General features: G+C 58.6%; 20 protein-coding genes. 11 read left to right on the forward strand and 9 right to left on the reverse strand.

Annotated elements, in window-relative coordinates; genetic code table 11:
* Positions 1–89 precede the first annotated feature (89 nt).
* The 7 genes from BGIM_RS0135140 to BGIM_RS0135180 form a co-directional block, all read right to left on the reverse strand.
* On the reverse strand, positions 90–2,357 hold the full coding sequence (locus BGIM_RS0135140; RefSeq protein ID WP_020474345.1) for a PQQ-dependent sugar dehydrogenase: 2,268 nt from the start codon (positions 2,355–2,357) through the stop codon (positions 90–92).
* Positions 2,358–2,563: 206 nt separating this feature from the next.
* A complete protein-coding gene (locus tag BGIM_RS0135150; RefSeq protein WP_020474347.1) occupies positions 2,564–2,908 on the reverse strand; it encodes a hypothetical protein in 345 nt (114 codons plus the stop codon).
* 111 nt (positions 2,909–3,019) lie between these two features.
* Positions 3,020–5,116 (reverse strand): helicase-associated domain-containing protein, encoded by a 2,097-nt coding sequence (locus BGIM_RS0135155; protein ID WP_020474348.1) that lies wholly within the window; start codon positions 5,114–5,116, stop codon positions 3,020–3,022.
* 18 nt (positions 5,117–5,134) lie between these two features.
* A complete protein-coding gene (locus BGIM_RS0135160) occupies positions 5,135–5,368 on the reverse strand; it encodes a hypothetical protein (RefSeq protein WP_020474349.1) in 234 nt (77 codons plus the stop codon).
* Positions 5,369–5,406: 38 nt separating this feature from the next.
* Positions 5,407–6,510, reverse strand: coding sequence for a hypothetical protein (locus BGIM_RS67455; protein ID WP_020474350.1), 1,104 nt, complete (start codon positions 6,508–6,510; stop codon positions 5,407–5,409).
* Complete coding sequence (locus BGIM_RS63795) at positions 6,510–7,280, reverse strand: SMI1/KNR4 family protein (protein WP_020474351.1); 771 nt, start codon at positions 7,278–7,280, stop codon at positions 6,510–6,512. Before BGIM_RS63795 ends, BGIM_RS67455 begins: the two co-directional genes overlap by 1 nt.
* A gap of 94 nt (positions 7,281–7,374) precedes the next feature.
* Complete coding sequence (locus tag BGIM_RS0135180; RefSeq protein WP_020474352.1) at positions 7,375–8,496, reverse strand: mannitol dehydrogenase family protein; 1,122 nt, start codon at positions 8,494–8,496, stop codon at positions 7,375–7,377.
* A gap of 276 nt (positions 8,497–8,772) precedes the next feature.
* On the opposite strand from BGIM_RS0135180, the gene BGIM_RS0135185 reads away from it, so the two are divergent.
* From BGIM_RS0135185 to fabF, 10 genes are all read left to right on the forward strand, one after another.
* Positions 8,773–9,930 (forward strand): glycosyltransferase family 4 protein, encoded by a 1,158-nt coding sequence (locus BGIM_RS0135185; protein ID WP_029631255.1) that lies wholly within the window; start codon positions 8,773–8,775, stop codon positions 9,928–9,930.
* 35 nt (positions 9,931–9,965) lie between these two features.
* Entirely contained in the window at positions 9,966–10,691 is a 726-nt protein-coding gene (locus BGIM_RS0135190) for a DUF72 domain-containing protein (protein WP_020474354.1), read from the forward strand.
* 187 nt (positions 10,692–10,878) lie between these two features.
* Entirely contained in the window at positions 10,879–12,753 is a 1,875-nt protein-coding gene (locus tag BGIM_RS0135200) for a polyprenyl synthetase family protein (protein WP_020474355.1), read from the forward strand.
* A 148-nt stretch (positions 12,754–12,901) separates the two neighbouring features.
* Complete coding sequence (locus BGIM_RS54000; protein WP_020474356.1) at positions 12,902–13,453, forward strand: hypothetical protein; 552 nt, start codon at positions 12,902–12,904, stop codon at positions 13,451–13,453.
* A 138-nt stretch (positions 13,454–13,591) separates the two neighbouring features.
* Entirely contained in the window at positions 13,592–15,037 is a 1,446-nt protein-coding gene (locus BGIM_RS0135210) for a glycosyltransferase family 39 protein (RefSeq protein WP_020474357.1), read from the forward strand.
* A gap of 162 nt (positions 15,038–15,199) precedes the next feature.
* Entirely contained in the window at positions 15,200–15,391 is a 192-nt protein-coding gene (gene rpmF / locus BGIM_RS60655) for a 50S ribosomal protein L32 (RefSeq protein WP_072022305.1), read from the forward strand.
* Positions 15,392–15,394: 3 nt separating this feature from the next.
* Positions 15,395–16,408: a phosphate acyltransferase PlsX gene (gene plsX / locus BGIM_RS0135220; RefSeq protein ID WP_020474359.1), complete on the forward strand. Its 1,014-nt coding sequence runs from the start codon at positions 15,395–15,397 to the stop codon at positions 16,406–16,408.
* Positions 16,409–16,463: 55 nt separating this feature from the next.
* Complete coding sequence (fabD, locus tag BGIM_RS0135225) at positions 16,464–17,369, forward strand: ACP S-malonyltransferase (RefSeq protein ID WP_020474360.1); 906 nt, start codon at positions 16,464–16,466, stop codon at positions 17,367–17,369.
* A 195-nt stretch (positions 17,370–17,564) separates the two neighbouring features.
* Complete coding sequence (gene acpP, locus BGIM_RS0135230) at positions 17,565–17,804, forward strand: acyl carrier protein (RefSeq protein ID WP_020474361.1); 240 nt, start codon at positions 17,565–17,567, stop codon at positions 17,802–17,804.
* Positions 17,801–19,036 (forward strand): beta-ketoacyl-ACP synthase II, encoded by a 1,236-nt coding sequence (gene fabF / locus BGIM_RS0135235; protein WP_020474362.1) that lies wholly within the window; start codon positions 17,801–17,803, stop codon positions 19,034–19,036. Before acpP ends, fabF begins: the two co-directional genes overlap by 4 nt.
* Positions 19,037–19,176: 140 nt before the next feature.
* Here the strand turns inward: fabF and BGIM_RS0135240 are convergent, their stop codons facing one another.
* Together BGIM_RS0135240 and BGIM_RS0135245 are read right to left on the reverse strand one after the other, a co-directional pair.
* Positions 19,177–19,920 carry an RraA family protein gene (locus BGIM_RS0135240; RefSeq protein ID WP_040891322.1) on the reverse strand — a complete coding sequence of 248 codons (744 nt, stop codon included), beginning with the start codon at positions 19,918–19,920 and terminating at the stop codon, positions 19,177–19,179.
* A gap of 119 nt (positions 19,921–20,039) precedes the next feature.
* Positions 20,040–21,362 (reverse strand): Gfo/Idh/MocA family protein, encoded by a 1,323-nt coding sequence (locus BGIM_RS0135245; RefSeq protein WP_020474364.1) that lies wholly within the window; start codon positions 21,360–21,362, stop codon positions 20,040–20,042.
* Positions 21,363–21,566: 204 nt separating this feature from the next.
* On the opposite strand from BGIM_RS0135245, the gene BGIM_RS0135250 reads away from it, so the two are divergent.
* Positions 21,567–22,829, forward strand: coding sequence for an anion transporter (locus BGIM_RS0135250; protein WP_029631260.1), 1,263 nt, complete (start codon positions 21,567–21,569; stop codon positions 22,827–22,829).
* The last annotated feature ends 121 nt before the right edge of the window (positions 22,830–22,950 follow it).

The following is a 22,950-nucleotide window of genomic DNA, read 5'->3' on the forward strand; positions in this document are numbered from 1 at the left end:
TGACAATGTCGGATGACTTACATTAACCACCAATTAAATTGTCCGATGGTGAGAAATTCCCGTGGTGGTCTAATGAAGTTTTCACCGTGTCACTTCATCTCTCGTATCCATGCCTCGATCAATTTGATCCCTTCCTCATCGACCACATTTGATGCGATATGCGGCATTCTTCCCAACCCCAACCGGGTCATCCGGTGATATAGCAATGATCGTTCGGGGGCGCCGGGGGCCAGCAGGCGGGGGTCTTTCAGGTCGAAGGCGCCGTGGGCGGGTTTGATGTCTACAGTGCCGGTGTCTTTCAAGGGCAGGGTGAACAGCAGTTGGAAGTCAGCGTTGCCGCCGCCCCATTTGCGGTGGCAATGGCTGCAATTCGCCTGAAGATAAGCCCTCGCCCGCGAATCGAGAGAAGCGGTCGTGTCGCGGTAGTCGGCAAGTTTGGCTAGTTTGTCCGGGGTGGCGGGCAACTTGCGGTCGAACAGGCCGAGATGATCGAAGGTGGCGAGTTGGTTGGCCTTGCCGCCTTCGTAATCGTGGTCGCGGTTCATCTGGGCAGTGTTGACGCCGAGGGCGTATTTAGCCGTCACGGTGTGGCACATCGTGCACTCCGTCCGGCTCGGGAAATGCCACGTTTGCTTTCGTTCTCCCGCCGGTTCTTTGATGGTGTATGTCCGGTCCACGCCCTTCGCGTCGGCCAGTTCGGCATCGGTTTGGTCGTCGTTCCAAATGTAGGTGTAACCGTTCCAAACCTGATCGCCGACTTCTTCCGTGCCGGGCACGCGGCGAACGTGCAGGATGCGAGTTTCCAATCGGCGTTTGCTGGCAGGATTGCCCTTTTCCATTTCGAGAGAGAAGGTCTTCACCAAAACGGTGTTATCCGGGAAACGCCAGCCGGGCACGGAACCCGGCGCCGGTTGGGGATAGGTGACGGTCTCGAATTCGATCTTGCTATCGCCGGGCAGCGCCAGATAACGCTCCTTGATCGCCCCGTCCGACCACAACTCGGAATTCACGGAATAAGGAATCACCCCGGCGGCCGGCTTCAAATCTTTCAGCGAGGCGAACAACCCTGTCTCACTCAACTTTCGCGGAAATTTGGCCTGTTCGCCCGTCGGTGCCGGAGCGGCCTCCAAGTGATAAATCGTTCCGCGAATAAAGTCTAACGCATATACCTCGCCCTCGGCATCTTGCCCCCAAGCGACAATCCGCAAAGTGGATTTCGCCAGTTCGCGGTGGTCGGTCACTTTCTTTTCCTTCTCGTCGTATCGCAGCAACCACACGCGGCCGGTGTCGTAGTCGCCGTAGATGTAAGCGTCCTTCAAATCGGGGTGTTTTTTGCCGTGATAAACATAGCCGCCGGTGATCGAGCGGAACTCCGCGTGATTGTGTTCGACGACCGGCTTGAGAATCGGCGTCGGCCCTTTCTTGCGTTCCGGCCGGAAGGGATGCGTTCCCTCGCTGACACTCCAGCCGTAATTTCCGCCTTTTTCAATTCGGAGAACCGATTCCCACAAATCCTGGCCCACTTCACCCGCCCACAGCACGCCGGTGGCCGGGTCGTGGGCGATCTTCCATGATTGGCGAATGCCATAAGCCCACACTTCGCCGCGTGCCTCGGCGCGATCAACAAAGGGATTGTCCGCCGGGATGCGATAGCCTTTTCCAGCGTCGGCATGATCGACGTCGATTCGCAGAATCGACCCCAACAGATCGCCGATGTTTTGTCCGGTTTCCAGCGAGTCGGCGATGCCGCTGCCGTCCCCGGTTGAAATGTATAAGTAACCGTCCGGGCCAAATCGCAGGCAACCGCCGTTGTGACCGCCGGATTTCCAAGTGAGGATTACTTTTTCCGACTTGGGATCAGCCACCAAAGCGGCCGGGTCTTTGGCCGTAAACCGGGAAATGTGGGTGCCGTCGGTTTCTTTGTCGGAAAGTGGCACATGCGAAACGTAGATATAACCATTCTTCTGGAAGTCTGGGTGAATGGCGATGCCGTACACGGTGTGGCCAACATCAAGAACGAGTTTCTTTTCGGCTTTCGCCGGGTCGGCATCGAAGGCGTAAATTTTGCCTTGGCGCTCCGCAATCAACCACATCTTCCGACCCGGCACCGCCATCAGTTCCAGCGGTTCGTCGAAAGTGAGTTTGGGATAAGTCGGTGTCAACTGATACGGGTTCGGCGGTTCCGGCGATCCATCCACTTTGGAGGTGATCCACGGGACTCGTTTGTCGATTCCGGTGGCCTTCCTCGGTTGATCGCTGGTTTTCCCGCCTGGTTGTTCGCTGTTCGACAGCGACACGAGCAACCCGAGGATCAACGGCGGAGCCGCGAGGCAAAATGCCCGAAAGATTCGTTGCATGAGGAGAGATTCCGAATTGTGTTGAACAGGCCGATTCTAACGTGGAGGCGAGCGGATGCAACGAATTTTCAAAACGACGTGCGAAGTGACAAAAATCGCCAGAGCCTCGTTGCGCGAACAACAGCCTGGCTGCCAAATGGGCAATGCCACCCTGTTGTTCGCGCAACGAGGCTCCGGCGATTTTTGTGAAAATGACTGAAATGAAATTACGCCGAGATCACACTTTCCAAGGCGTCTGTCAAATCGTCGAGGCCGACGGCGGCGTCGCAACCCGCGACCGATTCGGCCCTCGCCACCAGCAACACTTCGTTTCGCTTTACTTCGATGTTCAACATGAGCGGCTTGCCGGCGACAGACTTGCCGTCGATGGTGTGCAGACCCGTCGGGCGCTCGGTGAGAATGTTCATCAGATCATCGGCCGGAAGGACGATGCGCTCCAACTCCACATTTCCCTTGCGCTCCCGGAAGACGATCAGAACGCCCTCGCCGGATCGCGCGATCTCAACAACTCGTTCGACTCCGGTGGACTGTGACACGCCGTCGATAGCCATTATTGCCTCCCCGCGATCCGACAAAAGAGAAGGGGAGTATCCTATCGGCTTCCCGAGTTCGGCATACCCCGTTCAGAAATGTTATTTGCGAGAAGAGATATTTTATCGCCATCAATCCGCAATGATGACCACGCCGATCGGAGCCAGTTTTTCCCGTAGTTGATCCAGATTCGCCGGATCAATGCTGACGGCCGCAGGTCCAAGTCGCTCGCCCAACAGGGGGGCTGTGTCCGGCCATTGGCACACGCCATCGGCGACCGCCTGCGAGGCAAACTCCACCACCAACCGGGTGCGAACCGAGGCCGGCGCGCCATTGCTGCCCGCAAACAACAACCGGGCCGCCGGGGAGAGCGGTTCTCCTCCGCGGTTGACGCACCATTGTTCAAAGTCCGGCAATGTCAGCCCTTGCTCTCGCACGGCGCGGGCCGAAGCGGGAGTGATGCGATACCGGCGGTCGCCGTCTTCCGATGGCAATTGCTCGGCCAGTCTCGCCAGTTCGGCCTCCAACAACAAATCTGATGAACTGATGTCCACACCGAAAGTGACGCCGTCCTCGTCGAACATCACACATTGTTGAGGCGGCGATTCGTAATCCCGGTTGCCGACCTGCTTGACGTGCTTGTAATCAATCTCTCCCTCGGCCAGACCAATGCGATCCGTGAGGCGAATGGTCACGAGGCCGCGAGAGACGGCTGTTTCTAGTTCGGCCGGCGTGTTGAATTCCAGCAACGTCGCGGAGGTGTGAACGGTGATGCGTTCCCGCTGGCCGGCCCATTGCCGGATGAGGTCGCCAACGTTCGGCGGCATGCCGTGGGCGCTGTGCTTTTGCAGCGTTCCGAGAATTTCGGCCAGCGTGAGATTCGATTCCAGTCCGCGATAGACGCTTTCGGCCGTCAGCCCCAAGGTGCAGGCTGGCCCGAGCATTTTCCACTCGGCGAAGCGGGAGAGCTTGCCGATGAGGCTGGGCGTCAGTGTTTGCCGATAAGCGATCATGTCCGCATTCGGCTGAACCACCAACCCCTGATGGAAAGGGACATCCAGTTTTGGTTCCGGTGCCCCGGAAAGCAGCCAGCGGCCGACATCCGTGAGCCGGAACCACCAGCCCTCGCCATCCTCGGCGGCCTCGACCAACCGGCTTGGCAACGCCCAGCCGAAAAACATCGCCTCCAGCCAGGACGTTCCGTCGTCGGACCCGTCCGACACCCGCGACGCCCAGAGGGGATGCTTGGGAAAGAGATAGCCGCCGATTTCGCCGGGGTGGGTCCAAATGCCCGCCGGTTGATTGGCCAGCAGCAAAATGGCGAGCATCGCCACCGTGCCCGTCGGCGAATCTTCAGCGGGCAGGTAACCCTGTTCCGGGTCCCATGTGTGCAGGAAATTAACGCCACGCCAGATGTCCGTGATGGCGGCGGGCAAAGACTCATCCCAGCGTTTCGGGAAGCCGGATGTGCGGAGTTCCCCGTTCTCGATGGTCATCACGCCCATGCCGATGGCGACTTCGAGGGCGAGGATGCCCAAGTCGGTTCCCTTCACGGGGGATTCGCTGATGCTCGTGGACAACAGCGGGTCGGTCTGAAGCCGTTGCAGGTCGCGTTTGAACAGGGTATGGGCCTGCGTGAACCGCATCACCCCGCCGCGAAGTTGCTGCCAGAGAACACCGGCCCGGAGGAACCATTCCAATCCGTCTCCGGTGCGGATCGACTTGGCGTCGAATTTTTTTCCGGCCAGCGTCGGCAACCCGGTCGATTCCTTGATGGCGCGCTCGGCCACCGCCGGATGCACCACCACGCGGGCGGTCATTGGCATGACGCCGAGCCAATCCTCCCACTGCTTGATTTCGGGCTGGTTCGCGTTGAGGTCCGCCAGCAGAAAGCCGGTGTCCAGCAGGGTGGTCACCGGGGCAAGCCCTTCGTGATGACCAAGGCAGGCAACGATGGCGAGCAACTGCCCCACATGCCAGCGGGGTTGCCGCGTGCGGGCCAGCACGGCAAGCAGTTGCCGGGCCGATTCGGGAAGTTCCCGGACACGGCGGTCGATCACCGGGGGATTGGTGAACGTCTCGATGGTCCGTTCGATGAGTTCGTCAACCGGCCATTGATTGCGGGGTTTGAAAAGCCTCGCGGCGATGGCCCGCAAAAGGGCTTCGTCGTATTTGGCAAGCGCGGTCCTGGCGAAGTCGTCCCACGCGGTGTTCGTCGTCGTCTGCATTCCGTATCCGGGTGGGGTTTAGGCGGGCCGTCCGACCACTTGGGGGGTGTGGCCGAGTCGTTTGAGTTCTTCCAGCACCAATTCCACGCGGCCGGGCCGGATGAGCAACACTCGCTCCGACAGTCGGCCAACAACTTCTTGGGCCAGTTTCTTGCGGGCAAGCAATTCCTCGGCCAGCAGGGCGTCGGCGGTCAACACCAAACAGACCCGGCGATGTAATTTCACCGGCAGGCGGGACGTCGGCTCGGTCATTCGGCTTCCCTAAACGGGTTCGCGGGGGTGCGAAAGGATCATGATACGGAAAGCCGGGATGGAAGATGACAAGGAGGCCGGCGGGTATATCCACCGATTCTGGGGGGCCGGTTCAAATGGCGTTCTGGTAGATGTCCCATTGGCTGGGGTTTCGCACGTTGACCAGACTCGCCATCTTGCGGACGTTGCGAATGTTCCAGCGGGCTCCGCGGGCCTTCAACCGCACTCATCAGCCGACGGCGGCCGATCCTCCGGTTTTCCCATTGACGACCGCAACCGCAGACGCGGATCGGCGCCCCTTTGCCTGACTGGAAACACTTGTTTTCAAGGGTATTGAGATACCCATCCGGATCCTTTCGGAAGCGGCCTTGCTGCCGTCGCGTCTCCCGCCGGCTTTCCAAGTCCGCCCGGGATCTCCGCCAGTTCTCCAAGTAACTCTCTGGCAAATTCGAACCGACCCCGGGATGAATCCGGGACACCACCCGGACCGATCCTCTCACGACCAGCCCCGGCGACGCCCGCCGCCGACCGCTCGAACGACGTTCATGACACCGATGACTTCCGGACAAATGTTCCAGGTCGTAGTTGGTTCGCGGAATGTCCCGCGAGTCGTGGCAGGCAAACAGGCCCGGCCGGTAACTCTTGGTGACTTTGGCGAAATGACGCCGTTGCGATCGCACTGAAGCCTCGGGAGCCTCCGCAGCCTCCTGTCGGATCCGGCCCGGGAAGCGTGACAATTGCCGGCGCGCCTTCGGCGGCTTGCCGAGGCGCATCGCAATCAGTTTCGGCTTGGCCGCGTCATCGAGCAACTTCGGCGTTGGCGAGGTCGTCGGCTTCTTGTGAACCAGCGCCCTCCCAAAACCGTCGAGGACGAAGGTCTGCCGCACGTTCTCAACCCTCAGCGTCCGGCAGTCGACCTCCTCGCTGATCTTGGCGTCATCCCAAGCCGACCCGTCGGCGACAGCGCGGGCGTTGGCCGGATCGCGCGAGGCGATGGCCACGGGATAGAACCCGGCCTGACGATACGCCATTAAATGGCAGTCCCGCATGATGAAGCCCGCTCCGGCGCAACCAATTCTCCAATCGCGGTGTCGAGGCAGGACGGGAAGATGGTTCGGCGAGAATTGGGAGAGATCCGTCATCACTTTTTTCCGAGGATCAAATCCACCACCCAACAACCCCGAACATGCTCGCCCGGCTGCCGGCAGTGGTTCAAAATGTCTTCGTTGTCGCAGCCGGCGTCTTCCAAGGCGTCGGCAAGAATGGGCATGCGGGCGAAGGCTTTTTCGTCGTAAATGCCCTCGGCGAGTCCGAGAACATCTGGTGTGAGCCAAAAAGGATCAAGTGAAATGCGATGGGACGGATCGTCTGGAATTCGTTCAGGGGCGAAAGTTTTTTTTCTGACGGTATTCGGACTGTCGCCGGGAACTCCCACCTTCATACAAACTGATGTGATGAATTCATGGAATGTGTCGCAAAGGCGAAAAATTTCGCAGATTCTATTGATAACGTAGATGGCGTACTCATTTGAATCTGTCGAAGTGATTTCCGCAGTGTTCCAAAAATAAAAGTAAGAACCAATGTCCTTTGCGAAGAACAGTGCGTTCGCAAGTCGTTTTATATCCAAATCATTAGTCAGATATTCTGAGCATTCTTCGTTAGCCTCTCGAGCCAACTCGTGCAAGGATCTTGTTTCGGCCATGTCCTTCCATGAATCTGGTCCGGGAGCCGAGATCAGGTACGAAAATGGACTGATCAATGTGCCGGGTCCGAAAACAGAACAGAATCCCTTGAAAGAAGAAGGCAAAGGGATTCCAAGTTCTGCTTCGTATCGTGCAAGTTGACGACATGCGTGTGACGTGTAGGTGATGTCCCCCGTCACTTGAAAATCTGCAAGCACGGACTCCCACATTGAGTTCTCCGTGTGGGGTGACGACTTCAGCCAGCCACAGAGCAAATGCTTTTATTGGATGCAAAATCTTGCGTTGTCGTATTTCTTGAGGGAATCATTTCGCCAGTTTCTCGTTCTCGGCCAACACCTCCGTCAACAACGGCGGTTTCTTGCCAAATTTCCTTTCAAACTCGGCGGCGGTTGGTACCAGTCGCACATTCACCTTGGAGGCGTGGTGCAGGAAGATATCCGAGAATTTGTGTTCAAAGAACGGGTTTTTGAAGCGTTCCAGTGTGTCCTTGGCGAATTGTTCGCCTCCTTCGACGCGGTCGGCGACCGTGGGGACGATTTCCTCGAACAACAGGCGTTCGAGCCACGGGACAAGCTCGGCGTCCTTCATGGCTTCCCGCACGATGGCGAAGCCTTTGGGCATCGCCTTGATAAGCAGAGCCGTGTGGGCGGCGTTGAGAATCCGAACTTTGCGGAGGAAGTATGGCAACACATCCGGTGTGCGGGTGATCGACGGGTGCGTGGCGAACGGGTATGCCTTCGGGTGGCTTTCCAGCGCAAAGAAGGAAAACGGCTCGGCCATGATGAACATGGGGTCGCTAGCCGTCAACGGGTGATCCTTGGGCGGGCCGACGACGATGCGGTCAACCAGTGTGTGCAACCAGACGCATTCGGTCTTCAGCCATTCTTGGAATGCCACCGGGTATCCCCATTTCGCGGACAATCCGAGGATGGCCTCCCGCAACAACCGGGCGTTGCCTTCCAGCAATTCGCAGGGGATGATGGTCAATCCCGGCAGGCCGGCGTCGAAGCGTTCCTTCAACAGCACGGCCACTTTCGCGGGGAAGGACTTTGGCGGCCTGGCCGTTGGCGAATCGGCTTCTTCGAGCGTGAAACCGGCTTCCGTGGTGTTGGAGAGGATGAATTTCAGATCGGGGGAAGCGGCGAGCTTTCGTACCTCATCCCATTGCGAACCGGCGACCAAGGCCCGGCTGACAGAGCCGATTTCCTCAACCCGGTCAACCACCTGGCCGTTTTCCAACCCGCGAATGAGCAGATGGTATTTGCCGCCGGCCGAGGCGAGATTCCCGGCCCGTTCGCCGCCGGTGGATTGCACGATGACCACCTGGCCGAGATTTTGTCCCTCCCGGTTGGCGACATCGACAAAGTAATCCGCAAACGCCCGCAGAAACCGCCCGGACCCGAATTGAAGAATCGTCTCGGCCATCTTCCAAACACCTCAATAGGGAGATGAAGATTCAGCGTATGCGGACGAGGGGGGAAGAGAAGAAATTTAACCACCAGGGGGGAAGAGAAGAAATTTAACCGCCGAGGGCACAGAGGACACAGAGAGAAAACAAGAATCATCAATCCATTTTTTGTCTTCTCTCTGTGTCCTCTGTGCCCTCGGCGGTTAAATTTCTTCTCTTTGTTTGTGCTCTCTGCCTTTTCGGCATTCATGCGTTATCCTGTCAACAATTCCGCATTTCCCGACGTGATTCCAATGGCCGGACGCATTCTGTTGTTCAGCGACATCTTCCCGCCCAAAACTGGTGGCAGCGGCCGATGGTTCTGGGAGATTTATTCCCGGTTGCCGCGTGAGGAAGTGTTGATCGCCGCCGGTCGGGGGGCGGGTGCAGAGGCGTTTGACAAAACGCATGATCTCAAGATGCTGCGACTTCCCATTGAGATGCGGACACGGGGGATTCGCAGTTTCAGCAACCTCAAGCACTATCTGAAACTCGCGTCGATGGTCGGGAAGATCGTCAAGCGTGAGAAGATTACCGCCATTCATTGTGCCCGGAATCTGCCGGAGGGCTTCATGGCCTATCTGGTGCAACGTCGGCGGGGAACCAAGTACCTGTGTTATGTCCACGGGGAAGATGTCGGCGTTTCCTCCACGAGCCGGGAACTGGCGTGGATGACTCGGCGGGTGTTCGCCGGGGCATCAATGGTGGTCGCCAACAGCAATAACACCCGGAACATGCTGTTGAAAGAATGGAATCTTCCCGAGGCCAAGGTCCGGTTGCTCTACCCTGGCGTGGACACCAAGCGGTTCTCCCCGGTACCGGCTAGTGAAACCGAACGGGCTGAACTTGGTTGGACAGGCCGGAAGGTGTTGCTCACCGTGGGGCGGTTGCAAAAGCGCAAGGGGCATGATTGCCTCATCAAAGCCGTGAAGACCATCCGCGAGAAACACCCGGACGTGCTGTACGCCATCCTCGGCGACGGGGAGGAACTTCCCCATTTGAAGAAACTCGTCGAGAGCGAGGGGGTGGCCGATCATGTGCAATTCGTCGGCGAGGTGACGGACGCCATTCTGATGCGGTGTTACCAGCAATGCGATTTGTTCGTGTTGCCGAATCGGACCATCGGCAAAGACTTTGAGGGGTTCGGCATGGTGCTGTTGGAGGCCCAAGCCTGCGGCAAACCCGTGGTCGCCGGGGCGTCCGGCGGAACGGCCGAGACGATGCAAATCCCCGAGACCGGCCGGGTGGTGAACTGCGACACCCCGGAGCCATTGGCCAAATTGCTGATTGAAATGCTGGACAACCCGGCCGAGTTAAAGGCGATGGGCGAACGAGGCCGACAATGGGTCTGCGACCGCTTCGATTGGGACGCCCTGAGCCGACAGGCGGCGAGTTTGTTTGCGGAAGTATGAACTGGCCACGAGGTTGTGTGACACCCGAGGAATAGATGAAACTCTACGTCGGCACCAGCGGCTATTCGTATCCGAAATGGAAAGGCTCGTTTTATCCCCAAAAACTGGCCGCCACCAAGATGCTTCGTTTCTATGCGGAACACTTTCGGACGGTGGAGGCCAACAGCACGTTTTTCGGGATGCCCAAGGAAACGGTCTTGGAGAAATGGGCGGGGGATGTGCCTGCCGAATTCAAATTCGTGCTCAAGGCCCCGAAGCAGATCACGCATATTCAACGTCTTCAGGATTCCGCTGATTCGGTTTCTTCCATGTTCGCCAGTGCTGGAACGCTGAAAGATCGTCTGGGGCCGGTGTTGTTTCAATTACCGCCCTTCTTGAAGAAGGATGCGCCGCGATTGCTGGCGTTTCTCAAGTTGATCCCCGCCGGAAGCCGGGTGGCATTTGAATTTCGCCATGAATCATGGTTTGATGATGAGACTTTTGGTCTTTTGCGAGATCACCAAGCGGCCCTGTGTTTGGCTGACGCCGGGGACGATCTGACGGTTCCGTTCGTGCCAACCGCCGGTTGGGGCTATCTGCGATTGCGACGGCCCGATTATGATGAAGCTGAACTGAAAACTTGGGCAGAGCGGGTTCTGGAACAAAAGTGGGATGAGGCTTTCGTCTTCTTCAAACATGAGGACGAAGGCAAAGGGCCGGTGTTTGCGAAGAAATTCATGGAGTTGGCCGGTCAGCCTTCAATGTCCGCAAATCTAGGCTGACGAACCGGCGGGTGCCTCAAAAATGTTTTCGACCACCAAACTCCAAGCAATCTTTTCTGAATTTCATGATCGCCCGGAACGTCGAAGAGTGGGAAAGTTTTTCCATTTGCCACGGCCGGAAGAATTTGCGAAACCGGGGTTGCTATAATCATCCCATAACTGCCGTCCGGTCCGCGGGGACCGTTCTTTGTTTCCGCAAACGAAAAAGGACATCGCCGTGCCGAGTGTGATCGACAGCGACATGGCCCTCATGGTTCCCTCGGGGGCCCCGACGGAACTCAAATCTAAAAAAGCCAACACGACGGCCTTCAAGGTCATCCCTGAAACACGGGCCATGCGGGACCAAATCCGCGATGCCGCCGTGGAACACATGCGGTCTGCGGACAAATCCGCTCCGCTGACCAAGGACGACGCCCGTGCTTTTGCCGAATCGTTGCTGAAAAAGCTCGGCATCGGCGAGCAATACCTCGGCTTCACGCTGGTCTGCGTGATGAACGAATTCTGGCGGGATCAAGTGGCCGCCATCCCGTTCAATCGCCGGTTGATGCTCCTGCCGCATTGCCTCAAGAACGCCGAGGGCTGCCCGGCCGAATACGACGATTTGGGGCTGAACTGCGAAAAGTGCGGCGCCTGCTCCGTTGCGGACTTCAAGACAAAGAGCGAACAACTCGGCTATAAGGTGCTGGTGTCCGAGGGGACGCCCATTGTGCTGAAACTCATCGTCTCCGGGCATGTGGACGCCATCGTCGGCGTTGCCTGCCTGAACGTGCTGGAAAAGGCGTTCGACAAAATCTTGATGGCGGGCATACCCTGCGTGGCGACGCCGTTGCTCTCCAGCAATTGCAAAAGCACCAGCGTTGACGACGACTGGGTATTCAAAAGCATCGAACTCAAGATCGAACCGCCGAAACAAACGACCAAGAGCTATGTCCACCTGATGCGGGCGGCGAACCAAATGTTCGAGCCGGCCGAACTTGGCCGGATTTGCCCCCGCACCCGCAATGTGACGGGCAAGACGACCGATCCGCTCGCCCAGCACGAGGATATCGCTTACGACTTCCTCGCCAAAGGGGGCAAGCGTTCCCGTCCGCTCATCACGCTGGCGGCTTACGACGCCCTCACCGGCGGGCATGGTGTCCTCTCCGGGGATACCCTCAATCTGCCGGACCATGTGAAGAAAGCCGCCTTGGCCATTGAGGCTTTCCACAAAGCCTCGCTCGTTCACGACGATATCGAAGACGACGACGCTTTCCGCTATGGCGCACCGACACTTCACCGGCAACACGGCATCGGCACCGCCATCAACGTCGGCGATTATCTGGTCGGGTTGGGCTATCGCCTCGTCAGCCGGGAACGCAAGGTGTTGGGGGCCGAAGTGGCCGCCGATATTCTTGACAAGCTGGCCGACGCCCACCTGAAACTTTCCGAAGGACAGGGCGCCGAACTCCTCTGGCGGGACGCGCCGGACAAGGCCCTGACGCCGCTCGACGCCCTCAAGATTTACGCCCTGAAAACCTCCCCCGCCTTTGAGGCGGCCCTATATTCAGGCGTGCGGCTGGCCGGGCCCATCGACGCTTACGAAAAGATGATCGCAGACTTCAGCCGCAATCTCGGCGTGGCATTCCAGATCTTGAATGACCTCAACGACTGGTCTGAAGACGGCAACAACAAGCTGGTCGCCGGTCAGGATGTGCTGGCCGCCCGGCCGACGTTGCTGCTGGCGCTTGCGTTGGAATCATTGGCCGACAAGCACGAATTGCTTTCGCTGATCTCGGCCGCCCGCGAACACGGCTCCCCGGACGACACGGCGGCCACGGACACCGTCAACCGCGTGCGGGCGATCTACCGCAAGGCCAAGGTGTTCAGCAAGTCGGCCGCGATGGTCGAGAAATACCGGGCACGGGCCGAAGCCATCGCCGACGCGGTGGAACCGCCGGAACTCCGCGAACTGCTTTACTACCTTGTGGACAGTGTGCTGGAAACGCCAAACATCCCGGACGAAGCCCCGAAGGAGTTCATCCTCCAACTCAACCTGCCAGGCCGCGTTTCCACAAACGTGTAAGCTCTCCGGCCCGGTCGGGTATGTATCCGATAGGAGTTCCAAGTTCCAAGTTTCATGGCCCAAGTTGCAGACCTCCTTTGAAACGGGAACCTCTTCAACTTGGAACATGAGACAGCAGGCTTGGAACCAAACCCGCCGGAGAGTCAAGTTGTCCGCAATTCCCAAATCCTCGGCCGATCCGTTTTTTCCGCTCGTCGTCATTGATGCCGATCACTGGCCTTCGGATGCCTCAATCTCGGTCATTCCGGCTGTCCGGCTTCCCGAACCGTTTCGCGGGTTATTGGCCCACACCATGCACATGACCGAAACGGTCGAGGCGTTCTACGACGATGCCGTGAATGTGAAGGTGCTTTCTTCCGAGGATCGCCGGGGAATTTATCATCGCCGAATTCTGCTGACACTCAACGGAACCGGCCGCATTGTTCAGTTCGGGCTAGTTCAAATCAACCTCTCCTGTTGCTCCCCGGAAGTGGCGGCCCGCATCCGGGAAGAAAAGACCCCGCTGGGGCGAATCCTGATCGAACATAATGTGCTTCGCCGCATTGAACCGACGAGTTTCCTCAAGGTCGAACCGGGGCCGACGCTGGCCCGCGAAATGGGATTGACCGGCGCCCCGACCCTTTACGGCCGCACCGGCGTGATCTTCTGCGACGACCAGCCCGCCATCGCCGTGCTGGAAATCCTCTCGCCGACGGGCTGAGCCTTTTGCCCCGTTCATTGATTTCGCCCAAATCACCAAGCTTTCCAGACTCATTTCAACGATTCAACTCCCCTTGTGAGAACCTTCTCCCTTGGGTATCACCCCCCGGCTACCTTCCTTTGCCAACCGGGTGAGCCGTTGAATCGGATTTTCGTCCCCCTTCTGATCGCGCTGACCGCCTTCCATCTTGTGATCGCCTGGCTGTTGCCCCCCTCCGAGGATGAACTCTACTACTGGTGCTGGTCGCAGAACTTGCAGTGGAGCTACTTCGATCACCCGCCGATGGTGGCGTTGATGATTCGTCTGTCCACGGAGATTTTCGGAAACACCCTGTTCGCCATTCGCTTTCCGGCTTGCCTGGGTTCGCTGGTCACACTGCTGATTGTCCGGGACTTTACCCGCGATGACCGGCTCATGACGCTGGCGTTGCTCACACCGTTGGTGCTGTTCGGAACCGTCTTGATGACACCGGACGCTCCGTTGGTTGTCTTTTGGGCCGCGTATGTTTGGTGGCTGGCGTCGGCTCACGAGCGACTGGCGAACGATCAGACACCCCGTTGGATTCTCGGAGGCGTGATTTTCGGACTGGGCGTTCTCAGCAAATACCCGATGGCCCTCGCCGCCCCGGCGGCGGTCATGAGTTTTGTCGTTCTGCCCAAAGGACGCCGCTTTTCGGTGGCCCTCGGCCTGTTCGGCCATTTCCTCGTCTCGGCTTTTGTCGCCTCCCCCATCCTGATTCACAACATCCGGCACGATTTCGCGCCGTTACAGTTCCAGTGGAACCATGCCAGCGAAAAAGGTTCTGCCCTCTTCACCCACTTCCCCGACTTTCTGGCGGGCCAAGTCGGGTTGATCGGCACCGGCCCATTTCTATTGCTCGGCTGGGCGGTTTATCGAATCCGTCAATTGCCCTCCTCACCGCAAGTCTGGGCTTCGGCATGGATGTTTGCGCTGCCGATGGCCGTGTTCATCATGAAGGGAATCACAGGGCGGCTGGAGGCCAATTGGCCGGTGTTTTGTTACATCAGTTGCGGGCCGCTGGCTGTGGAAATGATGCGCCAAAGCGCCAACCCGATCCGGCTTCGTCGCTGGATGACCGCCAGTTTCGCCATTCCAACACTGGTTTCGGTGGCCTTGGGCTGTTACATGGCCCTGCCGTATGAGTTTGTTTCGCCGGCGAAAGACCGCTTCGCCCGGCTCTATGCGTTTGCCAACACGAACCGCACCATCGGCGACCGTTTTCGGGAACTAGTGGCCCGAGGCGAGGCCAACCCGAACGCCCCGATCTATGCCATGCGGTATCAGGCGACGGCCATGCTACGATTTGAGGGCCTGGACGCCCGGCAATACCCCGTGGGAACCCGGCCAAGCCACTTCACCCAAGAAGACGATCACCCCTCCCGCCACGACAATATGTACGTTGTGAGCGATGGCGGCCCGTTGCCGGCGTCTCTGGTGCAGGGTTTTGAAAAGCCGGTGGAACTGGGCGACTTTCCCTTGGTGGTTCGGGACCGGGAATTGGCCCGTTACAAATTGATGCTCTATCGCAAAACGAACACCGATGTCGCCGTGGCCAAACGTTGACGGCACGAATTTTCTCTTCGGCCGGGCGGGAATCATTCTCTCCCCTGTCCATTGACAGCATCGGTCGTATGGTAAGGGATTCAACCGGAAAAACCGGGACCGGCGGGCATTATCCCGGCGATCCCTTCCGTACCATTTGACCCATTAGTCGGCGACAAAGTCATGGCTGTTCCGAAACGACGAACCTCCCACGCGAAACAAGGTCATCGGCGGAGTCACCACGCGGTGAAGCCCCTCCAATCGCAGTATTGCCAGAATTGCAGCGGGGTTGTCCAGCCTCATCGCATCTGCCTGAATTGCGGCTATTTCCAAGGCCGGATTGTCGTGGCCGAGCAAGAGGAAACCGGGAAGTAATCAATGCTCAGGATCGCTCTCGACGCGATGGGCGGAGATCATGCCCCCGCACCGATCGTTGCCGGGGCGATTCAAGCTCTGGCGGCCGACCCGGAAATTGTCATCGTCCTTGTTGGCGATCAATCAACGATTCAAGCGTTGATCCCCGCCGACGCGCCGATCGACCGGCTGGAGATTTTTCACGCCAGCCAAGTGGTGGGGATGGATGAGTCTCCGGTGGAGGCCCTCCGGGCCAAGCCGGACAACACGATTTCTCGCCTATGGCAACTGATGGTCGGCAAAAAAGTCGATGCCATTGTCAGCGCCGGAAGCACCGGGGCGATGGTGGCGGGAGGCTTGTTTTCCCGTCGTTTCCTCAAACACGTGAAACGACCGGGGATCGCCACCGTGATGCCAACGGCCAAGGGGCCCTGCATCATCCTCGACGTGGGAGCCAACGTCCACCCGAAGCCCGGCCACCTCTATCAGTATGGCGTGATGGGGGCCATTTACGCCCGCCACATGCTTGGCAAGGAAAACCCCACCGTCGGGTTGATGAACGTCGGCGAGGAAGAGGGCAAGGGCCATGAGCTCGCCCAAAAAGCATACAGCCTGTTGAAGGACGGCTTGAAGGAACGATTTATCGGCAACATCGAAGGTCGCGACATCCATCGCGGGGCCTGTGATGTGGTCGTCACCGACGGGTTCGTCGGGAACGTCGTTCTCAAGCTCGCCGAGGGAGTGTTCGACTTCTTGATGAAGACGGTGGCCAAGGAAATCATCCCCGCATTGCCGAACGATCAAGCGGTGGCGATGGGCGCCCTGAAAGCCCTCATCAGCAAGTACGATTACAGCACCGTTGGCGGAGCCGCCTTGATGGGCATTGATGGTATCTGCATCATTTGCCACGGCAGTTCCAAAGATGTGGCCATCCGTAACGCCCTCGCCTTGGCGGCCCGCAACGCCCGTCAGAAGATCAACGAGAAGATTGTGAAGGAACTCGACACCCTTCCCCGAGTGGATGAAGAGGATTCGTGATTCCGGTCGGGTTGGTATTGGCTCTCTCCCGTGTTCTGAGAGTGAAACGTTTCAAATGGCCAAGGTCGCGTTTTTGTTTCCGGGTCAGGGCGCCCAGTTTGTCGGCATGGGAGCGGCTCTCGCCGACTCGAAGCCAGAGGCGGCGGCCCTGTTTCGGCAGGCCGGCGACATTCTCGGCGAAGATCTGTTGGAACTTTGCCGCAACGGCCCGGCCGAGCGGTTGAACGCGACGGACATGAGCCAGCCGGCGATTTTCGTTTCCAGCCTCGCGGCTTTGGAATCCCTTCGCCAGTCCGAACCAATGGTCTTTGACGAGTGCGTGGCAACCGCCGGATTGTCCCTTGGCGAATACACGGCTTTGGTGTTTGCGGGAGCAATGAGTTTCGAGGATGGCCTGAAGGTTGTCCGCGAGCGGGGCCGGGCGATGCAGGCGGCGGCCGAGGCCACCCCGAGCGGGATGATTTCCGCGTTGTTGTTGGACCTCCCGGTGGTTGAGGAAGTTGTCCGCGAAGCATCGGTTGCCGGAAGAATTCGCATTGCGAATTATCTCTGTCCCGGTAATACCGTTCTTTCCGGCGACATGGCGGCGATCAATGCCGCCGAAAGAATTATTGAAGAGAAGTCCGGCAAGCCAATCCGGTTGACAGTGGCCGGGGCTTTTCACACGGATCTGATGAAGCCGGCCGACGAGCGGCTGGCGGCGGTGCTGGCCGGGGCGACAATCAGCCCCCCGAAGATTCCCGTGTGGTCCAACGTGGACGCCCGGCCCCATTCGGACCCCGTGAAAATCCGTGATCTCCTCGTGCGGCAGGTGCTCAGCCCCGTCCGCTGGGAGGAAACGATTCGCGCCCTTCTGGCCGAAGGCGTGGAACGATTTTACGAAATCGGACCGGGCAAAGTGCTGGCCGGATTGTTGAAGCGAATCAATCGAAAGATCGAGTGTCGGAATTGTGCCGCCTGATGAATATTGGCCGCCGGACGGAATGATGAGTTGTCTCTGTCCATTCTCCCGGCGGACGCATAACATTCACAACCTAGCATCTTGTGGTCGTCGATCATAAGACGCAGGCTGACGTTGGTCGGTTTTGTCCCGCAAGGCTGGATCGCATCCGGAAGTCCGCTTCCGGAAACCAGCTCTTCCCTGGAGGGTCGTCGCGTGTCCGTTGAGCAGAAAGTCATCGAAATCGTGTGCGAGCACCTCGCCGTCAACAAAGAGCAGGTGAGCCGCACCACGAATTTCATCGAGGATATCGGGGCGGACTCCCTCGACATCGTTGAACTCATCATGGAACTCGAAGAAGAGTTCGATATTCAAATCCCGGACGACCAAGCCGAAAAGATCAAGACGGTCGGCGAAGCGATCGATTACATCGAGCGGGAAACGAAGAAGAAATGAGTCGGCGAGTTGTTGTCACCGGGATGGGGACGGTCAATCCCCTTGCCCTGAACGTTCGCGATTACTGGGCCGGTCTTTTGGCCGGACGCAGCGGGGCCGCGCCCCTCACCCTGTTCGACACCTCGGCTTTCAAGGTGACGTTCGGGGCGGAAGTCAAGAACTGGAAACCAGACGGCATCATGGACTCGAAGGTGGCCCGCCACATCGACCGTTTTGCCCAATTTGCCCTGGCCGCCGCCAAGGAAGCCGTTGTCGATTCCGGCATCGACTTTTCCAAGGAGGACGCCTTCCGTTGCGGTTCGATGGTCGGCAGCGGCATTGGCGGCCTCTTCACTTGGGAAGAGCAGTTTACCATCTACAAGGAACGCGGCCCCAATCGGCTTAGCCCGTTCACCATCCCCAAGATGATCGCCAATTCGGCGAGCGGAACCATCTCCATTGAACATGGATTGATGGGACCGAACACGGCCGTCTCGACGGCCTGTTCCACGGCGGCCCACGCCATCGGAGACGCCTTCCACACGATCAAGTGGGATTTGGCGGACGTGATGGTGACCGGCGGGGCCGAGGGAAGCATCACCCCGATGGGCTTGGGGGGCTTCGTCGCCTGCCGGGCCTTGTCGCACCGGAACGATGATCCTCAACGAGCCAGCCGTCCCTTTGACAAAGATCGCGACGGCTTTGTCCTTGGCGAAGGGGCAGGCGTGCTTGTGCTTGAAGAGTACGAGCGAGCCGTCAAACGAGGCGCGAAGATTTATTGTGAGGTCCTCGCCTGCGGCAACACCGCCGACGCTTATCACATCACGGCTCCGCATCCCGAAGGGCTGGGAGCCGGCCGCGCGATGATTAACGCGGTCAAGCAGGCGGGTTGGAATTTCAACGATGTGGATTACATCAACGCCCACGGCACCAGCACGGGACTCGGCGACAAGGCCGAGACACTGGCCGTCAAGCAGGTGTTCGGATCGCACGCCCGCAAGTTGATGATGAGCAGCACGAAAAGCATGATCGGCCACCTGCTGGGAGCCAGCGGCGGGGTCGAAGCCATTGCTTGTGCGATGATGCTTAAAACCGGCTTGGTTCACCCGACGATCAATCTCGACACGCCGGACCCGGATTGTGATCTCGACTACGTTCCGAATCACACCCGCGAAAAACGCATCCACAAAGTCCTCTCCAACAGCTTCGGCTTCGGCGGCCATAACGCCTCCCTGGCCCTCGGGGCGATTTGAGAAAAGGCGTTAACCACAAAGACTCAAAGGTCACACAAAGTTTCGCAAAGAAGACGGAAGAAAGAACTCTTCCATCGTTTTCTCTGTGAAACTTTGTGTGACCTTTGAGTCTTTGTGGTTAACGCCTTTTTGGCCTCTTTTTACTTCGGCATTTTGGCTCGAAGTTCCTTCGACAGCACTTGGATCAATTGATGGCATTCTTTGCGGGCGGCCGTGAACCCGGCCGGAGTCGGCTTGCCGCTTTTGACGTAATCAAGAACCACCGATTCGGCGGTCATCAATCGAGTGCATCCTTCCACGACAAGGGCCGACAGTTCCGTCGGGATCGTGGTCACGCCATTGCGGTCGCCGTGGAGAAGATCGCCGGGATAGATGGTCACCCCGCCAACCCGCACGGCCAGATCGAGTTGCACAATCTGGCAATCCCCGTGAGAACAGATCGTCCCGTTGGTGAAGCAGGGGAAATCGAGCGGTTCCACCTGGTCAAGATCTCGGCCGGCGCCGCTGGTGATCAAACCCACGGCTCCGAACGACTTATAAGTGGTACACATCACTTCGCCAAAAGTGGCCGCCACGCACGGATCGTCGATGTCTTGGAAGACAACAACAGCCGGGCCGGGATATTCGGCCAGGATTTCCACCTGTTTTCCCAACCCCGCGTACACATCCCCCGACCTCGCCGGCGATCCGGCCCGGAACGTCGCCGTTTGGGCATATCCCACCATCGGCGGCAGTTTCGGGTAACAAGCCCGAATCCGGCCATCCATATACCCGGCCGTGCGGGGCCGCACAGCAAACAACTCCAACACATTGCAAACCGTCGGAGTATCAAACCGGCGAAGTTCTTTGATCACCGCCGGTTCAACCAATGAAAACGCTGGCATGGAGGAGAGTTCTTTCAAGTTAAGGAAAAGCCATGAGCCATGAGCCAACTCCGGACTCAAGAGTGTTCTTGGTTTAGCTCACGGCTCACGGCTCACAGCCCATAGCTCACGGCCTACGTTCACAGTCCGTCCACTTCCCAACCTTTGCGATAGGCTTTGCGCACGAACTTGTTGGCCGCTTCAACGTTGGTGACCTTCATCTTCACGGGATCCCACGTCAATTCTTGATTCGGGAATCGGGTGGCCAGACAGCCGAGCAATACCGTTTCCGTGAGCGGGCCGGCGTACTCGAAGGGGGCGGTCGTCTTGCCGTTGCCCCGGCATGCTTCCACGAATTGCAGATAGTGGTTATCGCCCTTCACCATCGACAGTTTGCGATCTTTCACGTTGTCACCAATCAAGATCGGCATCCCGCCATACGGGGAGAACATCACGCCATCCGTGCCGAAATAGATCGACCCCTGCTCCGGCAACTTGTGCTTGCCAATGGCTTCCACCACGGCCATCGGGGGGCGGCGAACACCGTCGTACCACGTCAGGGTAACGGTTTCGGTGGTGTTCTTCGTGCCGGGGTAGGTGTAACGCACTTCGGAATCAAGACCCCAACTGTCTTCGTTCGGGGAACTTCCCACTGATTTGATGCCGGTCGGCTTGGTGAGTTCCAACGCCCCGAACACCGGGTCAAGAATGTGGCAGCCCATGTCCCCGAAGGTGCCGGTGCCAAAGTCGAGGCGTTTCCGCCAGTTGCCGGGATGGTAATAACCCGCGATGAACGGCCGGTCTTCCGCCACACCCAGCCAACCGCCCCAGTCGAACAAGTCGGGGATTTTGTCGATCTTCTTGGGTCGGGGATTTTTGTCTCCCCACTGTTTGCCGCTCCAACTATGAACTTCCTTCACCTTGCCGATGACACCATCCTTGATGCTCTGCACAATCGTCCGGTGAAAGTCGGCCGAGTGCAGTTGAATTCCCATCTGGGAAACAATCTTCTTCTCGGCGGCGACTTCGGTCAGCCGACGGGCCTCGTAAATCGTCTGGGTCAGCGGCTTTTGCGTGTAAACGTTCAATCCGCGTTGCATGGCCCGCATGGTGATCGGGGCGTGCATGTGGTCCGGCGTGGACACGTTCACAGAATGCAGTTCCTTCTCTTTGTCGAGAAGAACACGCCAGTCCTCGTACACCCGGATGTCAGGGAACTTCGCTTTGAGGGCGTTGGCCTTGGACAGATCCACGTCCGCAACAGCGACGAGTTTGAGGTTCTTGCTCGCCGTGAGCGAACCGATGTCCGCCCCGGCCATCCCGCCGGCGCCGAAGCTGGCATGATAAAGCGTCTCGCTTGGGGCGGCCGTGGCATGCTTGCGAAACACAAACGGGGCCGCAATGGTCGCGGCCGCAATGGTCTTGAACGAATCGCGTCTGGTCAGGAGCGGAGTGTCGGCCATGAGATGATTCTCGTTGGGTTGGGAGGCAGGATTGTGAGTATAGACGCCCGATTTACGCGGGGGAATCAAATTGCGGTGAAAAATGGCCCGGCTTGTAAAAAGTGTAACCGAAACACCATTGATTGCTGACAGGTCAACCGGAAAATGCACTGATCGCATGGAGGAGTGGGTCTGACTGCGTCGCCCATCCGGCAAGGAGTGTTCGTGTCTGAATCTGTCGCCTTTTGGTTCACGATTGTTGTGTTTGTGCTGACCTATGCCGGACTGGCGATCGGCCGGCTGCCGTGGCTCCGCACGGACCGGCCGGGGATCGCCCTCGCCGGGGCGGCCTTGATGCTGGCCTCGGGATTGCTGACATTTGACGAGGCGGTCTCGGCGGTTGATTTCGCCACATTGGTCCTTCTCCTCGGAATGATGATCGTCGTGGCTTATCTTCGCCGGGGGGGACTGTTCGCCACGCTGGCCGGGTTGGCGCTGGGGCGGGTCCGTCACCCGGCCGGACTCTTGGCAGTAACGATGGCCCTTTCAGGGGTGTTGTCGGCCTTGTTGGTAAACGACGTAGTTTGTCTGGCCCTTACGCCGCTGGTGCTGCATCTCGCCCGGCACTTGCGGCTCGATCCCCGGCCGCATCTGATCGGATTGGCGGTCGCCTCCAATGCCGGGTCGGTGGCGACGCTCACCGGCAACCCGCAGAACATGATTATCGGCGGGCTGTCACACATCAGCTACCTCCGGTTCGCCGCCAAGCTCGCCCCGGTGGCACTGCTCTCCTTGGCGGCCGCCTATCTGGTCACATGGTTTGTCTTCCGTGGAGCACTGCGTCCGGGTGGAATGCCTGTGGAAAGCAAGCCATCAAAGACCACGGCCAAACAACCCCGGCGGCGTCAACATCGTTCGTTGTTGGTGAAAAGTCTGGCGGTGACGCTGGTGGCCGTGGGGCTGTTCTTCGCCGGTTTTCCGATGGCGATTGTCGCGTTGGGGGCGGCGGCGATCCTGCTGCTGGACCGGGTAAATCCCGCCAACGTGTATCGGCAAATTGACTGGAGCTTGCTGGTCATGTTCGCCGGGCTGTTTGTCGTCGTCCATGCGTTCGAGATGCGTGTGCTAAGCCGGTGGGACGCCGGGCAGTGGTCGGCCATCCGGGATCAGCCCGTGGTTGTCCTCAGCGGAGTCTCGGCGTTTCTCTCCAACATCGTCAGCAACGTGCCGGCGGTGCTGTTGTTCAAGCCCATCATTCCGGAACTCCCGGCGGGGTCGCAGGAGTCGGCTTGGCTGGCGCTCGCGATGTCCAGCACGCTCGCCGGGAATCTGACCGTCCTTGGCTCGGTGGCCAACCTGATCGTGGTTGAATATGCCCGCAAAGAAGGGGTGATTGTCACGCTGGCCGATTACTGCCGGGTGGGAATCCCAGTGACGATCCTCACCCTGCTCATCGGCATCGCGTGGCTGCTGTGGGTGCCGTATTGAATGCACCGTGAGTCAGGCATGATGGATTGTCGGGCGAAATGCCACATTCCATCGTTTGGCCCTGTCGCAATTGTCATGCCTGTCTCATGGACGCCACCGGAAAAAACGGTTACCCTCATGA

The sequence above is a fragment of the Zavarzinella formosa DSM 19928 genome (genome assembly GCF_000255705.1).
GTDB classification, from domain to species: Bacteria; Planctomycetota; Planctomycetia; order Gemmatales; family Gemmataceae; genus Zavarzinella; species Zavarzinella formosa.

Coding starts and splice junctions, on each gene's coding strand:
- BGIM_RS0135140 (WP_020474345.1), bottom strand. CDS start 2,357: ATGCAACGAATCTTTCGGGCATTTTGCCTCGCGGCTCCGCCGTTGATC.
- BGIM_RS0135150 (WP_020474347.1), bottom strand. CDS start 2,908: ATGGCTATCGACGGCGTGTCACAGTCCACCGGAGTCGAACGAGTTGTT.
- BGIM_RS0135155 (WP_020474348.1), bottom strand. CDS start 5,116: ATGCAGACGACGACGAACACCGCGTGGGACGACTTCGCCAGGACCGCG.
- BGIM_RS0135160 (WP_020474349.1), bottom strand. CDS start 5,368: ATGACCGAGCCGACGTCCCGCCTGCCGGTGAAATTACATCGCCGGGTC.
- BGIM_RS67455 (WP_020474350.1), bottom strand. CDS start 6,510: ATGACGGATCTCTCCCAATTCTCGCCGAACCATCTTCCCGTCCTGCCT.
- BGIM_RS63795 (WP_020474351.1), bottom strand. CDS start 7,280: ATGTGGGAGTCCGTGCTTGCAGATTTTCAAGTGACGGGGGACATCACC.
- BGIM_RS0135180 (WP_020474352.1), bottom strand. CDS start 8,496: ATGGCCGAGACGATTCTTCAATTCGGGTCCGGGCGGTTTCTGCGGGCG.
- BGIM_RS0135185 (WP_029631255.1), top strand. CDS start 8,773: ATGGCCGGACGCATTCTGTTGTTCAGCGACATCTTCCCGCCCAAAACT.
- BGIM_RS0135190 (WP_020474354.1), top strand. CDS start 9,966: ATGAAACTCTACGTCGGCACCAGCGGCTATTCGTATCCGAAATGGAAA.
- rpmF (WP_072022305.1), top strand. CDS start 15,200: ATGGCTGTTCCGAAACGACGAACCTCCCACGCGAAACAAGGTCATCGG.
- plsX (WP_020474359.1), top strand. CDS start 15,395: ATGCTCAGGATCGCTCTCGACGCGATGGGCGGAGATCATGCCCCCGCA.
- fabD (WP_020474360.1), top strand. CDS start 16,464: ATGGCCAAGGTCGCGTTTTTGTTTCCGGGTCAGGGCGCCCAGTTTGTC.
- fabF (WP_020474362.1), top strand. CDS start 17,801: ATGAGTCGGCGAGTTGTTGTCACCGGGATGGGGACGGTCAATCCCCTT.
- BGIM_RS0135240 (WP_040891322.1), bottom strand. CDS start 19,920: ATGCCAGCGTTTTCATTGGTTGAACCGGCGGTGATCAAAGAACTTCGC.
- BGIM_RS0135245 (WP_020474364.1), bottom strand. CDS start 21,362: ATGGCCGACACTCCGCTCCTGACCAGACGCGATTCGTTCAAGACCATT.